Origin of the sequence: Lunatimonas lonarensis, from assembly GCF_000390185.1 — a bacterium.
Classification (GTDB): Bacteria; Bacteroidota; Bacteroidia; order Cytophagales; family Cyclobacteriaceae; genus Lunatimonas; species Lunatimonas lonarensis.
Map to the genome: position 1 here is coordinate 56,066 of NZ_AQHR01000044.1, position 15,463 is coordinate 71,528.

At 40.1% G+C, this 15,463-nt stretch carries 10 protein-coding genes; 6 read left to right on the top strand and 4 right to left on the bottom strand.

The genetic code is table 11. The features are described 5' to 3' along the window. Nucleotides 1-84: 84 nt before the first annotated feature. From ADIS_RS06830 to ADIS_RS06840, 3 genes are all read right to left on the bottom strand, one after another. Nucleotides 85-1,089: a FecR family protein gene (locus ADIS_RS06830; protein WP_010853652.1), complete on the bottom strand. Its 1,005-nt coding sequence runs from the start codon at nt 1,087-1,089 to the stop codon at nt 85-87. A gap of 118 nt (nt 1,090-1,207) precedes the next feature. Continuing rightward, complete coding sequence (locus ADIS_RS06835; protein ID WP_035805001.1) at nt 1,208-1,795, bottom strand: RNA polymerase sigma-70 factor; 588 nt, start codon at nt 1,793-1,795, stop codon at nt 1,208-1,210. Between the two features lie 326 nt (nt 1,796-2,121). Next, nucleotides 2,122-3,357, bottom strand: coding sequence for a DUF6786 family protein (locus ADIS_RS06840; protein WP_051113280.1), 1,236 nt, complete (start codon nt 3,355-3,357; stop codon nt 2,122-2,124). A 274-nt stretch (nt 3,358-3,631) separates the two neighbouring features. Here ADIS_RS06840 and ADIS_RS06845 point away from each other — a divergent pair, with 274 nt between their 5' ends. The 6 genes from ADIS_RS06845 to ADIS_RS06870 all read left to right on the top strand — a co-directional run bounded on the left by ADIS_RS06845 (nt 3,632) and on the right by ADIS_RS06870 (nt 12,666). Then, nucleotides 3,632-3,964, top strand: a complete 333-nt coding sequence (locus ADIS_RS06845; protein ID WP_238325399.1) for a helix-turn-helix domain-containing protein — start codon at nt 3,632-3,634, stop codon at nt 3,962-3,964. Beyond that, complete coding sequence (locus ADIS_RS06850) at nt 3,961-6,354, top strand: AAA family ATPase (RefSeq protein ID WP_010853657.1); 2,394 nt, start codon at nt 3,961-3,963, stop codon at nt 6,352-6,354. The genes ADIS_RS06845 and ADIS_RS06850 overlap by 4 nt, the downstream gene beginning before the upstream one ends. After that, on the top strand, nt 6,351-7,415 hold the full coding sequence (locus tag ADIS_RS06855; RefSeq protein WP_010853658.1) for a hypothetical protein: 1,065 nt from the start codon (nt 6,351-6,353) through the stop codon (nt 7,413-7,415). Before ADIS_RS06850 ends, ADIS_RS06855 begins: the two co-directional genes overlap by 4 nt. 3 nt (nt 7,416-7,418) lie before the next feature. Continuing rightward, complete coding sequence (locus ADIS_RS06860; protein ID WP_010853659.1) at nt 7,419-9,047, top strand: site-specific DNA-methyltransferase; 1,629 nt, start codon at nt 7,419-7,421, stop codon at nt 9,045-9,047. Then, nucleotides 9,044-11,554: a DEAD/DEAH box helicase gene (locus tag ADIS_RS06865; protein WP_010853660.1), complete on the top strand. Its 2,511-nt coding sequence runs from the start codon at nt 9,044-9,046 to the stop codon at nt 11,552-11,554. The genes ADIS_RS06860 and ADIS_RS06865 overlap by 4 nt, the downstream gene beginning before the upstream one ends. A 68-nt stretch (nt 11,555-11,622) precedes the next feature. Then, on the top strand, nt 11,623-12,666 hold the full coding sequence (locus ADIS_RS06870; RefSeq protein WP_035805007.1) for an amidohydrolase family protein: 1,044 nt from the start codon (nt 11,623-11,625) through the stop codon (nt 12,664-12,666). 201 nt (nt 12,667-12,867) lie between these two features. On the opposite strand, the gene glgP is transcribed toward ADIS_RS06870, so the two are convergent. Next, nucleotides 12,868-15,393, bottom strand: a complete 2,526-nt coding sequence (glgP, locus tag ADIS_RS06875; RefSeq protein WP_010853662.1) for an alpha-glucan family phosphorylase — start codon at nt 15,391-15,393, stop codon at nt 12,868-12,870. Nucleotides 15,394-15,463 lie beyond the last annotated feature (70 nt).

Sequence of the window (15,463 nt, forward strand, 5' to 3'; positions counted from 1 at the left end):
GTTTATAGCTTTAAAATATCTCAGGGTAAATGGATTCATTTGGCGATGGAGAGTTTACCCTGTTGTTTTGTTTTACATAGGCATTTATTTTTTTATGATCACTTGATTTCCATTTAACTCAAAGGAAAATGACATAGAAAATGCCAATCCAGTGAGAATATCCTTTAAATTCTTGTTTTCAAAAGTACCGGATACTAGCTGGTTGCCATTTAAATTAGGATCCAGTAGTATCCTTACTCCATACCAAGTTTCCAAGTCTTTAAAGATAAGGTGTAGTTTCTTTTTGTCGAAAGCCAAGCGGCCATCCTTCCAAGAGGTTATTTTTTCGGCATCAAAATAGGAAATTTTGATTTCGTTTCTCTGGTGGTCAGGCTTCCATACAGCCATTTGCCCTGGATCAAGATTTACAGTTTCTTTATCAGCCACCACTGCTACTTTACCTTCGGTTAACGCAACTTTATAGCTTGAATGCCTTGTTGATATGTTAAAGGATGTACCTAGCGCATAGGTGGTCAATCCATCGGTATCAACTTTAAAGGGCTTATTTGAATCAGAAACTACTTCAAAAAAGGCCTCTCCATTTAGCCTTATCGTCCGGTCAATAAGGCCATATTCAGAATCAAACCAAAGGACTGATTCTGAATTTAGGATAATCCGGGATCCATCAGGCATGGATAAAGTCAACTTTTCACCAGCCCCTGTTACCCTTTCAAAATACTTTACCGGCGTGCTTACCAGCATGTCCTGTGGCTCATGACCTCGTTTTACCCAACTCAATGACAAAAAATAACCACTAAAAAACACCAGAAACAACGAAGCCGCTAACTTCAAACTTTTCAATGCTATATTTTTCTCCAATCGGCGTCTTTTGCTGCCTGTAGGCACAAGTACGCGTGAATGTATTTTTTTCAGTAATCCGTTATAATCCGTCTCATCCCCAATATCACCCGATTTCTCTTCCCACTTCTTTTCCATCAGTTCCTCCAACTGATTTCTGCCAGCAGGCGTATCCAGCCATTGGTGAATTTGATGCTCTTCAACTTTAGAGCATTCCCCACGCAAAAATCTGATCAATAATTCCTCTCTCAAAATAATCTATTTTACTTGTATAAAACACTGTAAAGATGTTTTACTTAAGCAAGCATCAAATAAAATGAAAGATAAAGAAAGTATGATAAAACCAGAGCAGGGCAATACCCCTACTACCCTAAAAAAACAGCCCCCAAAAGATCATGGCAGAGACTGACATGTGGTACCGAAGTTTTGACTTTACCGTCTTTGTGGCTAGGTAAATATGGTGCTCTATGGTACGTTTCGACAGGTTCATCCTACTCGCAATCTCCTGAATAGTCAACCCCTCCAGTTTATTCATGCGAAAGACTTGTTGCTGAACCGTTGGCAGCCGGGTTATCAACTGCATTGCGGCAGCTTCCATCTCTTTGTAATGCAAGTCTTCTTCAACTGAATTCCCCATCTGAAAAGTCTCCTCAGAAACCTCATCAAAGGAAAGGGCACCTTTCCGATCCCGGATAAAATTGAACATGTAAAACTTCACAGCCTGAAAAAGGTAACTTTTAAAGGATTTACTTTCATCCAACTCCCTGCGCTTTTCCCAAATTCGGATGAAAATTTCCTGGACTGCCTCTTCCGCAACATACCTGTCAGCAAAAAATCTCAACGCAAAACCCATTGATTTCTTCGCATACCGATGATACAACTCATCGAATGCCTTTATGTCCCCCTGTCGGAGACTGATCATCAGATCTCGCTCACTATTTCTATCAAGAAAACCCACGTTTTAATTTAACCGGTTTTTTTCCAAAATAAATACCAACATAACGTTGGCTCCAAAGACCCAAATCGAAGGATTGCATCTAAAGTATATCATTTGACAAGAACTTCCAATAACCCGTCCCGGAAATTAATTTTGCTAACTTAGTCAAATATCAAATATTTAATCTGAACAATCCAAAAAGTAAAATTATTTTTTTATTAAATCTAACATTTAGTTCCACAAAAACTACTTCAAAAACTCCGATTGACCATAACCAACCACATTCAAAAGAATGACAACACAGCCGGAAAATAGACTGAAAGCGGATCTATTGAATTTCCTTTCCTTTAGAATATGTCGTTAAGAGTCTCTAAGCTGATGCCAAAAATCTCCGCCAACAAAGCACTCATCTGGGCTTCGGAGCCTTCAAAATGATAGGTACGGTGCACATGCTCCAAACGCTCCCCCGGGGCGAGAAATGCCGCCGGAGACACCGTCTCCAGTTCATAAAATGGCCCCATCTGCGTACCGTCCTCCAAGGGCCCGTCATTGTAGGAATTAACCGCGTCACCCTGAAACGGAAAATCCTGTAGACCCCAAACCTGATTGAGATAAGGAAGCGGATCAGACGGTTTATTGTAAGTCACCAAGGTCAATACCTTGCGTTCCGAATCAAAACTACCCATAAGGGATTTCGCACGGTCCGGTGAAAGCCCCAGCTTGCTACGATAGCCCCCATCTCCTTTGAAGAACAGTAAGCCATTGTCCATTTTTATCCGGTCACCTGGAATTTCGCCAAAATAATCCGTTGTCGCTATCGGGCCCAAATCAGCCTCCGGACCCTCTTGGTAGGGGATAATGATGGTAAGTTTGTCAGATGGATTAAACATGCCCAACACCCACAAACACACCGTTCCCTCATCCCTTCCCCATGGGGACTCCCCCTCATTGGTGATCCCGTTTACCGATTCAAATGCAACCATTTCCAAGTCCGTGGGAATCCTAAATCCAAATTCCTCTTCCAGCAGATCGGAGCCTATGATACGTATTGCCCTATCCAACTTTACGTGAAAGGCCGTACCTGCATAATTGGTCAATATAATTGATTTGGTCATCGAAACCCGATCGTCTGAAGACATGGCCAAATCCCACGACTCACTGTCTATACCTGCGGGGGTCTGCCAATTGTCAAAAACCATGTCCGATCCGGGGGGAAAGAAGATGGAAAAAGGACCACCCTCCGGTCCAAGCCACAACCTGTCCTCTCCTCCGTAGGCATTGATGTGGGGGGAATGCTGACCGGAACCTATCGCGTCATAGTTCATCCAACCATAGCTGTTCCCTTCCATACCCGCGGCTGTACTGGTAAACACCTTGCCCTGAAACCTCGGAGATACGAGAACAGAGGACATCCCCCGTGACAACACTAAAAAGCTATCATCTACGCCGGCGAGAAAATCCACATCGTACCCAAAGCTTCCTTTCGGATAGATTTGGATCTCAACCTCCTGTGTCTCCCGTGTTTGGCAGGATATAATGCATTGGATAGCAATGAAAAAAAGAAAAGTTCTGGCCTTATTCATGGGTGTCATAGTCTAGGCAGTAAAAATAGTCAATTTTGAGAAACGCCATGGGCAAAAGTGTGCGAAGGTTGCTGCCGAATCATGAATCCGGTAAAAAAACCCGTAAATGAAATAGGCTATACTGGTTTCATCTGTGAAAAACGCATTCCAACCCGGCCTATAAAACAAAGCCATTCGGGTGGGATGCCACCTAGGGAGAAGCCACCTATCCAGGAATCAATTATCTCCAGCAACCGGCCTTCAGTATTGGAATTTTTTCCAAAAAAAGGTAGATTTGACAAAATCCTTCAAAACAAACTGGTTCAAAATGGACAGCTTAGGCGAAACGATAAGAAAACTACGGGAAGACAAGGAATTGCCCTTACGGACAGTTGCGGCATACCTAGACATTGACCAAGCAATTTTAAGCAAAATTGAAAGAGGACAACGCAATGCAAGCCGTGAACAGGTGATAAAACTTGCCGAGTTTTTTAAGATTAAAGAAACCGACTTGCTAGTTTCTTGGCTGTCTGACAAGTTAGTGTATGAGGTTGCGGACGAAGATGTGGCTTTGAAAGCTTTGCAAGTGGCAGAGGAAAAAGTAAAATATCAGAAACAGAAAAAATGATTAAGAGCTTCAATACCTTACTAAAAGAAATAGCAAATCTGCCAGAAATGGAGAAGAATACTATTTCATTGGTTCTTGCTGAGCATCCCAATTTAGATATCACCAAGAAGGATAAGTTCTTTGAAATTATATCACCTCTTTATAATTCCTACAAATCAAAACCACGAAAAAAATTTGAGATTGAAGGCGAAGAAATTGATTTGCTTGATAAATATAGAGGAGACTACAGAATTAAAAAGATAAAAATTTCTAATATTAGAGGGATTCCTGAATCCAAAAAACCATATGGCATTGATTTAACTGAAGATGATGACCCAGTTAGTATGGTGATTTTGGGAACTAATGGTGTTGGTAAATCTTCAATTTATGATGCTGTTGAATACACAATATGCAGAAGAGTTGGTGAAGCTGAACTTCGAAGTAGTGAAAAGTATATTGATAATGATAAAAGATTCATCGAATACCTTAAAAGATTTAATAATGACTTTTCTGAATCAGATTGCGTTTTAGAAACAGTAAAACAGAATATCAGCATTCAGGAGGAATATTTTCCTGAAAAAATAAGAAAGCAACTTAATCCTCACACGCATTTTATCAGTGACTTTGATATTTATTCAAATGGTCAACTAAATTATGGAACTGACGACAATCAATCTTTCCATCACTTAGTCGCTGAAAGCATAGGTTTGACAGAGCTTTTAAATTTAAATAGAAACCTACTATCATTTATTCAATACCGAAGAGATAAAGAAAAAAGAAATAATTCTGCGTTACAAAAAGAAAGTAAAACACTAATTGAAAGCATAGTTAATTGGGAAAAAAGTCAAATTGAAAAAAAACAAACAATTGAAGATTTAGAAAAACAAAAAGGAAGCCCGAAGGAAGATGAGAAAATAAAACAAATAGCAGAAATTTTATCTAGACTAAAGCTGAAAAATTATTCAATTGAATTTAGTCCTGATCAGTTTACTAAATCATTTGAGGAATATGCTCAAATATTTGCTCAATACAATTCCACCGGAATTCATCAAAGAGGTCAAAATGAATATGAATTTCTGAAATTTGGTTTAGAATTAGTTGACAAGTATAACAACTGCCCTTTTTGTAATTCATCAAATAAAGCACCAACTGAATTAAAAGACTATGTAAGCAAGAGAATTACAGAAATCAAAGATATTGGTGAAATAAAGCAAAATCTATTTTTAAAGTCAAACGAAATCAATGGTTCAATTTCGAATTTATTATCACAAATTGACAGAATTGAAATTGGGATAAATTCAGAAATTGACTCAATCAAAGAATTTGAAGAATTTGCTGAACTATCGCAGGGCGAATTGCAATTCTTAAGTTATTCATCAAAATATACTGCCAATGATTTTTTCAATGGAGCAAAACAGTTAAGTGGAGGATTAACTGAAAATCAAGACGAAAAATTTTCACGATTAAAACACTTTGAAGAATCAAATACTCAGTTTATTAATGAAGAACTAAATGCGTTCATTTCAAAAATAGAACAGTTTATAAAATTTAGATTGGATAAAATAAATGAAGTAGAAAAGAAGCTTTCTGAAAAATCACAACAAATCACGTTGATTGAAAAAATAAGTTTTCTAAAAAAGGAAATAGCTGATATTGAAGTTCAAATTAACAACGCAAAGACAAGAATAAAATCAATTGAAAGGGAAATTGAGAGCAATTCGGTATTAATTGAATCATTCCAAATTATTCGTGATGAAGTAATAGCTTATCAAAAGATTTTAGAAGAAGTAAAAAATAAAGAAGTAAATACAGCTTTCACTCCCATTAAAACTATTACTGAAACTATACTGAAAGAATATTTTAAAGAAGAGTATAGAGAAGCAACATTTTTAATTGATAAAAAACCAATTGCCGATGAAGATACGGGTGAAATTCTCTCTGAAATTATAGTTGCAAAAATTACACGAAATAATGGCAACTCCAATGAAGAATCACTTTCGCCAAATAAATATTTCAATACCTTTCATTACCGAATGTTTTCTGCAATGGTCGGTATTAGCATTGCAATTGCATCAAGAATTAAGACAGGAATAAATTTGCCTCTTATCCTTGATGATATTTTTTATGCTAGTGACTTTATGAATAGAACTACCATAGAAAGATTTATCAGACATTTATTTGAAATATTCAAAGAATATACACCAAATCAGCCATTACAATTAATCTTACTTACTCACGATGAGTTAATTTTTGATTGTGCAAATAACACAATTATTGAAAATAATCTTCCTAAAGTAGCTTTCGCAAAGTTATTTCCATACTACGAAGCAGAAGAGAAGGAAGATTACAAAGAACTTTTATTTAGGATTCCGATTGAATTACCACAAACTATTTTTGAAGCATTAAGATGAGCAATAAATGGAAAAATATAATTCTTGGTTGGACTGTTTTGTTGACAGTAGGTATTGCTTTTATGTTTTACTACTTCTCAAGTAAAAACTACATAATTGAACAAAAGTATCAAGACATTATAAAGGAAAAAAGTATTGAAAAGGTTGATTACACGCCATTTATTGTTTATCCTGAAAAGAAGGATTCTCTCGGTAATTTAACTCTCACACCAGAAAATTTAGAGAACATCAAGAAGCATATGGAATTTCTTGAAAACAGAGTAAGTTCCACAATCTCTGAAGCTAAACAAGAAGTGAACAACGATATAAATAGATTAAATACTCTTGCAACTTGGTGGATTGGAATCTTAACAATTTTGGCAGCTTTAATTCCTGTGGTTTTAAATATTGCTGCAAAAATAGATATAGATAAAGCATTTGATGGAAAGCTAAATGATGCAAAGAAAGAAGCAAAAGAAGCATTTGATAACTCTGAAATTGCCAAAAAGGGGATTAAGGAGGCTTCGGATAAATTAGAAAAATTTGAAAAAGATTTTTCAGGACTTGATTCTGAAACAAAAGAGGCAAAGAAAAATGCAACTGACGCTTTAAGACTAAGTATAGAAAGTAAAGAAAGTGCAACAACTGCTGAAAATGCTGCAAAAGAAGCGAAATCATCAGCTTTAGAGGCGAAAAACAAAGTTGAATCATTAGAAAAATTAACTAATACAACTGCTGCTCTTAGCAAATTGAAAACACTCGATTCAAAGAGTATGGAGTTTATTAAGAATCGTTTAAATTTTTTTATCGAACAGCTTGAATTAATTGAAAACCAATTAAGCACTACTTTAAACCAAGATGATTCTTTTTTTCAAAATGATATTGTAAAGGAAAATTTTCAGTCCTTTTATATTTCAATTCGTTCATTCAGAATTCTATTTAAAGAAAAAAAGGTTACCGAAGCAATAACATTTTTTCATAATGCACTAGAGACGGAATTAGCCAAAGGAATGAGCAAGCAAGTTGTAGCTTCAATAACGACAAACCTAAAAGAGTTAATTAAAAAGTTAAAAGAGAATTAAGATATGCCAACACTCCATTTCAAAGGAAAAACTTTTGTGCAGAACCACCATTTGGCGGTGAAGTATCACCAATTGGTGCCAAAAAAAGAATTTAGTTTGACCGATCCCGCTTATGGCGGGACAGGCACCGTTTCCTTACACGATAACCTGATTATTCAAGGTGATAACCTGAAAGCATTGAAGGCATTACTTCCAACTTATTCAGGGAAAGTAAAGTGCATTTACATAGACCCGCCTTACAACACAGGAAATGAGAAATGGGTGTATAATGACAATGTGAACAGTCCAATGATACAAGAGTGGCTTGGTAAAGTAGTTGACAAAGAAGATATGACAAAGCATGATAAATGGCTTTGTATGATGATGCCTAGATTGAAGTTGCTTCGTGAATTATTGAGTGAAGATGGTGTGATTATCATTTCCATTGACGATAATGAACAGCATAGATTAAGAATGCTTTGTGATGAAATATTTGGAGAAGAAAACTTTGTAGTAGATATAGCTTGGCGTTCGGGTGACTCATCGAATAATGATGCAAAGACGTTTTCAAATGATTATAACTCTACACTTGTTTATAGTAAATCTTTAGAATGGTTGCCGAATCGTTTGGAACGGACAGATAAGAATAATCAACATTACAAAAATCCAGATAATGACCCTAGAGGGCCTTGGTTTGCAGGCAATGTTTCATCGCCAAACCCAAGGGAAAATCTTAGGTATGACTTAAAAACACCCAGTGGAAAAACCATTTCTCCTCCAGCTAATGGCTGGAGATGGAAAGAAGAAACGATGCAGGAGATGATTGACACTGGTGAAATCATTTTTTCAGAAGATGAAAGCCGAATTATTAAGAAAACATATTTAGAAGACCAAGGAGGATTAGCACCTTCAAATTTGTGGCACGACATTGAAGAAACAGGTCATAATAGACAAGCCAAATACGAGCAGAATAATTTATTTCCTGAAAAAACAACCTCTGAGCAATTTAAAACACCGAAACCAGTAAAATTTATAAAACGAATTTTACAACTCGCTACTAATCCCGATTCAATAATACTTGACAGTTTCGCTGGTTCCGCGACTACTGCCCACGCTGTATTGGAACTCAATAAAGAGGACGGTGGCAAGCGAAAATTTATCTTAGTTGAAATGGAAGATTATGCAGACTCAATCACTGCCGAGAGGGTTCGTAGAGTAATCAAAGGAGTGAAGACTGCAAAAAGTGAATTACTCAAAAAAGGAACTGGCGGTTCGTTCAGTTACTTTGAATTAGGCGACACTATCGAAATGGAAAGTTTGTTAAGAGGTAAAAATTTACCGACCTACACAGAATTTGCCCGATACCTTTTCTACACTGCCACAGGCGAAGAATTTAACGAATCTGTACTTAATGAAGCTACCGGGTTTATAGGGGAAAGTAAAACCTACGAAGTTTACTTAATCTACAAACCAGATATTGAATGGTTGAAAAGAAACGCACTAACCTTAGAAGGTTGCAGAAATTTACCACCATTTAAAAGCAAACAGCGATTAGTCTTTGCACCTTGCAAATATGTGGACGACCATACTTGTTTGGAATACCGAATTGATTTTTGTCAGTTGCCTTACGAAATTTATAGAATACAAAGATGAGACTAAAGCACTATCAGGAAAAGGTTTTAAAGGAACTCAAAGAATATTTGAGTGCTTTAGCTGATGCTAAAAAAGAGTTTGAGGAAATTGCTGAGCTCAAACCGCATTTGGCAAAGCATATTAATTTCCCGAAAGAGGCTTGGGAAAAGGCAACAGGACGTTCCATTTATCATTCCAAAACCAATGGATTAGATGAACCATTGCCCGATATTTATTTGAAAGTTCCCACAGGTGGCGGAAAAACCTTGGTGGCTTGTCACGCTATTGACAATATCCAAAAAACCTATCTCAACAAGCAAACAGGATTGATTTTGTGGGTTGTGCCATCCACGCAAATTTACCGACAAACTAAAGCGGCTCTTAAAAATAGAGAGCATCCATACCGTCAGGTATTAGATATTTCGAGCGGTGGCAGAACGCTAATCAAGGAAAAAACAGAAATGTTCAATCGCCTTGATGTGGAAGAAAATTTGGTTGTGCTGATGTTAATGCTTCCATCTGCTAATCGTCAAAACAAAGAAACATTAAAGGTTTTCAGAGACCAAGGCGGATTTACCGACTTTTTCCCTCGTGAAGATGATTTTGAAGGACACAAGAAGTTAAAAGAATTGATTCCGAATTTGGATTGCTTCACTACTGAAATGGAAGTGTTCGGAACACAAATAAAAACTTCGCTTGGAAACACTTTAAAGGTTTTACGTCCGCTTGTGGTAATTGATGAAGGACACCGTGCCTATGGAGAAAACGCACGAAATACCATACGCAATTTCAATCCTTCCTTTATTCTTGAATTATCGGCAACACCACCACCCAACAGCAATGAGTTGGTGAAAATTACAGGTCGGGAACTGCACGAAGAAGAAATGATAAAGTTGGACATTCACCTGACTAACAAAACCAGTTTGGATTGGCAAGACACTTTGTTGGCAAGTTTTGAAAAACAAAACGATTTAGAGAAGAAAGCCAAAGAATACGAAGGAAACACAGGTGAATATATCCGTCCGATTTGCTTGATACAAGTTGAAAGAACAGGGAAAGACCAAAAAGATAAAAAATACATTCACGCAGAAGATGCCAAAGAATATTTAATCAAAAAATGCAATGTTCCAGAAAGCCATATTGCCATAAAATCAAGCGAGAAAGACGACATTGAAGGCATAGACTTATTCGCCAATGATTGTGAAATACGCTATATCATAACCAAACAAGCGTTGCAAGAGGGTTGGGATTGTTCTTTTGCTTATGTGCTTACAGTGCTTACCAATCCATCATCTGCAACAGGCATCACGCAGTTGGTCGGAAGAATTTTAAGGCAGCCCTTTGCACGTAAAACCAAAATCACAGATTTGGACGAGTGTTATGTTTACACATTCCGCCAAAATGCAAAATCTTTGGTAAGCGACATTAAAAAAGGTTTGGAGGATGAAGGATTGGGCGACATTGCAGGCAGAATTGTAAGTGATGAGGCAGGAACAGACACGGGCGGTTTAAAAGACCGTGTAATGCAATATCGTTCGGGCTTTAAAAAGTTTGAAGGTAAAATCTATCTGCCAAAATTTGTCATTCAGGAAAAGGAAAGTTGGCGAGATATGAATTTTGAAATTGATATTCTCAGCGAAATAGATTGGGAAAGCATCAACATTGATGAAATCAAAAATCTTTCTCTCCAAAATAAGCGAAACCAAGAACAGGAAATCGCCTTAGGATTGAGTGATGAAGAAAAGGAGTTACTAAAAGAAACAGGCAGAGCGGAAAAATCAGGCACATTAGAAATAGACGAAGTATTTCTAACAAGACAGATAACGGAAATTATTCCGAACCCTTGGCATTGTTTCCAAATCGGAGAAAAAGCGATTCAACTACTTTTGGGTAAATACAAGCGTGAAACAGTTGCAGCCAATTTCGTTTTCATCATTGAAGAACTCAAAAAGATTTTAGAGAAAGAGCGAAACCGTTTATCTGAACAGGTTTTTAGAAAAATGGTTGCCGACAAAAAATTATGCTTCTTCCTGATTACAGACAGAGGAGGTTTTGAATTGCCATCAAGAATAAAAGTAAAGAGCAACAAACAATTGGTGCGTAACGACAACACACCCATTCAAAAATCATTGTTTGACTATGTTCCCGAAGAAAACATAAACGACCTTGAAAAATCAGTTGCCATTTACCTTGACGAACAGGAAAAACTATTGTGGTGGTATCGCAATATGAGCAGACAAGATTATCATATACAAGGTTGGAAACGAAATAAAATCTACCCTGACTTTCTTGCAGCAGACAAGCAAGAAGAAAAAGACGATTACGGAACCGTGTATGTTTTGGAAACAAAAGGCATTCACCTCAAAAATGAGGACACCAAATACAAACAAGACGTATTTGCACTTTGCAACGAATTAGGAGCAAAGAAAGCTTGGAAAGAACTCTTTGACGAATTTCCAGACCACGATTTTGAATTTCAAGTAGTATTTGAAGACGAGTGGCAGAATAAAATCAATTCCCTTTTTTAACAAAAAAAGCGAACCGTTACCGAACGTATAGTCCTCTCTCTATGTCCTACATTGCCTGATATACCACTATGACAAATCCATTCTATTCTTTGGAAGATTTTCGCAACGTGGAAAAAATCGATGCCCATATGCACATGTGGGAGGATTTTGATACGCTTTTTGCCGAACAAGCGATCCGTGATAACTTTCGGTTGGTCAATGTAAGCGTATACACCTCCCCTACCCGATCCCCACAGCTGCAGGATGACTTTTCGTTGCGCATCATCCCATCCTTTGAAGGTAGGGTTTATTTCATTACCACCTTTTCCATAGAGGGCTTTCATCTACCGGGCTGGGCGGAAAAGTGCATCGCCTACCTTGAAAAGACCATCGCAAGCGGGGCCATAGGGGTAAAGGTCTGGAAAAATGTTGGCATGGAACTTAGGGACAAGGATGGGAATTTTGTGATGATAGACCATGCGGCCTTTAAACCAATCGTGGAATTTCTCACTGACCGTAAGGTTCCCCTTCTTGGACATTTGGGCGAGCCCAAAAACACCTGGCTTCCCCTAGAACAAATGACGGTGCAGGGAGATAGGGATTATTTTGGGGAAAACCCTGAATACCACATGTACCTGCATCCCGAATACCCGGATTATGATCAGCAGATCGCTGCCCGTGATCGGCTTTTAGAGGAAAACCCCGACCTGATTTTTATTGGCGCTCATTTGGGCAGCCTCGAATGGAACGTAGACGAGCTGGCCAAGCGCCTGGATAAATACCCCAATTTGGCCGTAGACCTAGCCGAGCGTATCTCCCATCTCCAGCATCAGGCGGTATCTGATTGGCAGCGGGTACACGATTTCCTCATCGCCTACCAGGACAGGATCCTCTATGGAACAGATCTTAGAAGTAGTGCCTCAGATATCTTGGCAAAAGGTCTCCAAACAAAATCAGAAATCATGACACATGCCCATGAAATCTGGCTGCGCCATTGGCGTTTTTTTGTCACCGACGAGACAATGCAGGTACCGAAGGTAACGGGAACGTTTAAAGGGATGAAGCTCCCACGTACCGTGGTGGACAAAATCTATCGGACAAATGCACTCCGTTGGTATGAAAGGCTAACGTAAAAAACGACTCGATTATCTATTTTATTTTTTGCTTTTCTCAAAAATATATCTAAATTAATCCAAAATTTTCCGCAGTTTACTCGGTATATTAGAAGATCACCAAATCTATTTCTGAAAGAGAAAGAAATGGACAGATGAGGTGCTGGAGGCAACGCTTTAAGCGAAGGCTTAGATCTTTCTCCACACCACCATAGAGCCAGATTATTCCCACCACCGGATCAGCGGCAATTCCAACGGACAGTTCAAACCGGCTAACTTGGGCAGCATACGTATCGAATAATGCTCTCTTGGTCTCGGCGTATCAATCCGGATTCCATAATGGGTATTTTCCGTCTTTGCCTCATAATGGGTCAGGCCAAATTCATGTATCTCCGACCCGAATTGCCCGGATGGGTCTGCAAACAATTGGAATTCGATCCAATCCGGGTTCATATCACCCAACCAGACCTCCAGACTTACCTCTACCTGATTGGCCTCAGCGATCCATACCTGCCCCCCAAACCGTATGTTTCCCCAATCCGCGATAAGCTTAAAACGATCTTGTAAAAAAGCTTCCGAACGCTCCCCATTTTGAAGGGCCCTCTCTACGTAACGACTGGCTGCGGGAATGTAATAGGCTTCGGTGTACTCCCGAACAGCTCTATTGGCCGAAAATCGAGGGGTAAGTTCGGCCATGCTATGCCTTATTTTCTCCGTCCACCGTTCCGGCACGCCTGCCGCATTTCTTTCGTAAAACGAAGGTACGACCTGATTTTCGAGCAGGCTGATCAATTCCTCTGCTTCCTTCTCGTCCCAATAGGGATCCTGTTCGTGGTTCTCCTGATCTCCCAGTGCCCACCCAAAACGGGACTCATAGGCTTCGGCCCACCACCCATCCAACGTGGAGAGGTTTAAGCCACCATTTACCAGAACTTTCATCCCACTGGTGCCGGATGCTTCCCAAGGGCGCTTGGGAGTGTTTAGCCAAACATCTACCCCTCGCACAAGCTGCTTGGCAACCGCCATATCATAGTCGCTCAAAAAGGCTATCCGGTGGTGCAATCCGTACTCATTGATGAAATCCATCCATTGACGGATAAAGGATAGTCCTACCTGATCCCCGGGACCGGCCTTTCCGGCGAGCATCAGTTGAACCGGGCGATCGGTATTTCGGAGCAATGCAGCAAGACGCTCCCTTTTCATCAGCAGCAGACTACTTCTCTTATACGCAACAAACCTTCTGGCAAAACCCAAGGTAAGTGCATCCTTGGAGAACATCTTTTCTGCATCACATGCCAATTGCTCCTGGCCTGACAGCCGATACTGGTTTGCCATATGCCTTCTGGCAAAATTAACCAGGTGCGCCCTTGCCTCGTTCCGCATGTTCCACAGATCCACGGAGGGAACTTTCGCCAAATTTGAGGAAACCGTCTCCAAGTCACCCCGCCACCGATCCTTACCACACGCCTCAGTCCACAGGCGATCTGAAAATTTCCCATCCCATGAGGCCATGTGCACACCGTTGGTAACATGGCCTATGGGGACTTCCGCCAAGGGCCATCTGGGAAAGAGCGGTGAAAACAGTGCACGACTGACCTCCCCGTGGAGCTTGCTGACTCCGTTGATCCCTCCACTTCCCCTGATTGCCAAGAATGCCATGTTAAAGAGCTCGGATGAATCACCGGGATTTAATTTTCCCAAGTTCATCAGGGAGTCTGCGGAAATATGCAGTTCCTTTTCGGCATAGTCACCCAAATAGTGGGTTATGAGAGATCTATCAAAACGGTCAAAACCAGCTGGAACAGCCGTGTGGGTCGTAAACACATTACCCGGCCGGGTCAGCTCCAACGCTTCCCAAAAAGACACGCCATAGGTTTCCTTGTACCAATTGGCCCGCTCCAGAACCAAAAAAGCAGCGTGGCCCTCGTTTAGGTGGCATACCTCTGGGATTTCACCAAGTGCCTGAAGCATTCGCCACCCGCCGACACCTAAGATCAGTTCCTGCTTGATTCGATGCTCCGGCCCTCCGCTGTATATCTCATTCGTTATCGTACGGTGCACCGGAAGGTTTGCAGGGTCATTGCTATCCAAAAGGTATAACCGGACCCTACCGGCGATTACCACCCAACATTTCAGCCAAATCGTAAATCCACCAAAGCGAACCGGTACCCGAAGCCACTCTCCATTCGCATTTCGCAATGGAGATACCGGCATTTGACCCGGTTCGTTGTAGGGTTGCCGAACCAGCTGATTGCCATGCCGGTCGATTTCCTGCCGAAAATAGCCCTGCTGGTAAAAAAGACCCACGCCCGTAACGGGCACCCCCAATTCGCTAGCAGCTTTCAACTGGTCTCCCGCCACATTGCCGAGCCCGCCGACGTAAATCGGCAAAGCTTCGTCCAGCATAAACTCCATGCTAAAATAGGCCACCCGTTTTAACGCCGAGTCAGGATGGACTTGTTTGAACCACGAGATTTTTGACTGGGCCTCTTCTCTACGCTGATTGATTTCATCCAGTTGGGCCAAAAAATGGGGTTGGGAAAAAACATACGCCAATCGCTCGACAGAAACCCGCTGCAACACCATCCAGGGATTTTTGGTCATTCTCCAAAGGGATGGATCAATCTGCCGCCAGATCGTATCTGCCTCATGGTTCCAGGACCATCGCATATCCAACGCCAATTTCTCAAGGAGAGCCATTTCCTTGTGGTGTGATGTCTTAAATTCGTCAAAAACAGATTGGTGCATTTCGGTGTCAATTTGCTTCAAAAAAGAAATAACTATTTAGCAGAATGAAGTTATCAAAAAATCACGAGAT

Bases quoted from the DNA above. Each gene is read 5' to 3' on its own strand.
- ADIS_RS06860 (WP_010853659.1), top strand. From the start codon at position 7,419: ATGCCAACACTCCATTTCAAAGGAAAAACTTTTGTGCAGAACCACCAT.
- ADIS_RS06840 (WP_051113280.1), bottom strand. From the start codon at position 3,357: ATGAATAAGGCCAGAACTTTTCTTTTTTTCATTGCTATCCAATGCATT.
- ADIS_RS06855 (WP_010853658.1), top strand. From the start codon at position 6,351: ATGAGCAATAAATGGAAAAATATAATTCTTGGTTGGACTGTTTTGTTG.
- ADIS_RS06865 (WP_010853660.1), top strand. From the start codon at position 9,044: ATGAGACTAAAGCACTATCAGGAAAAGGTTTTAAAGGAACTCAAAGAA.
- ADIS_RS06870 (WP_035805007.1), top strand. From the start codon at position 11,623: ATGACAAATCCATTCTATTCTTTGGAAGATTTTCGCAACGTGGAAAAA.
- glgP (WP_010853662.1), bottom strand. From the start codon at position 15,393: ATGCACCAATCTGTTTTTGACGAATTTAAGACATCACACCACAAGGAA.
- ADIS_RS06850 (WP_010853657.1), top strand. From the start codon at position 3,961: ATGATTAAGAGCTTCAATACCTTACTAAAAGAAATAGCAAATCTGCCA.